We start from the raw sequence: 901 nt of genomic DNA on the forward strand, positions 1-901 counted from the left end.
CACTAGACCACAAGATTGCCTCGCCTCGAATCTGCGGTCAACATTGACCGCAGGCTTGTCGTCCACATCTCAGGAGATCGATTCGTGAGCACCGCCTCCACGAGCATCAGCCCGACCCCGACCGTCTTCGGGGGCGTCGTCCGGTACGACGTCAGGGAGCGGGTCGCCGAGGTGACCCTCGACCGCCCGGACGTGTCCAACGCGATCGACGTGGAGACCGCCCGAGCACTGCACCAGGCGATCGAGCGGGCCGCGACGGACAGCGCCGCGAACGTCGTCCTGCTCCAGGGCGCGGGCCGGCTCTTCTGCGCCGGTGGTGACCTGGCGGCGATGGGCGCGGCACCTGACCGGCCGGCCTTCGTCTCCTCGCTCGCCAACGCGGCCCACGAGGCCGTGAAGGCACTCGACGCGCTGACCAAGCCCGTCGTGGTGGCCGTCCAGGGCGCGGCCGCCGGCATCGGGCTCTCGCTGGTGCTCGGCGCGGACCTCGTCGTCGCCGGCGCGTCCGCCCGGTTCGTGACCGCCTACACCTCCGTCGGTCTGACCCCCGACGGCGGTCTCTCCTGGCTCCTGCCCCGCACGGTCGGCCAACGACGCGCGATCGAGCTGATCCTCACCTCCGAGCCGCTCGACGCCGCACGGGCACAGACCCTGGGGATCGTCTCGGAAATCTGCGAGGACGCCGAGGTCGCCACCGCGGCCCGGGCCGCCGCCGCGCGTCTGGCAGCCCGGCCGGCCCACGCGCTCGGCGCGGCTCGCGGGCTCGTGCGAGCCTCGTGGGCCCGCACCCTGGAGGAGCATCTTGACAAGGAGTCCGAGACGATTGCCCGTGCCTCCGGCGAACAGGAGACGGCCGCGTTGATCGCCAGCTTCCTCGACCGGGGCTGACCTGGCATACCAC

At 71.9% G+C, this 901-nt stretch carries 1 protein-coding gene; it reads left to right on the forward strand.

The window, feature by feature from the left end; all coding sequences use genetic code 11:
• Window positions 1-84: 84 nt before the first annotated feature.
• On the forward strand, window positions 85-888 hold the full coding sequence (locus CM1CMNOD_RS09325) for an enoyl-CoA hydratase/isomerase family protein (RefSeq protein ID WP_013873411.1): 804 nt from the start codon (window positions 85-87) through the stop codon (window positions 886-888).
• Window positions 889-901 lie beyond the last annotated feature (13 nt).

Origin of the sequence: Protofrankia symbiont of Coriaria myrtifolia (assembly GCF_900634755.1) — a bacterium.
GTDB lineage: Bacteria > Actinomycetota > Actinomycetes > Frankiales > Frankiaceae > Protofrankia > Protofrankia coriariae.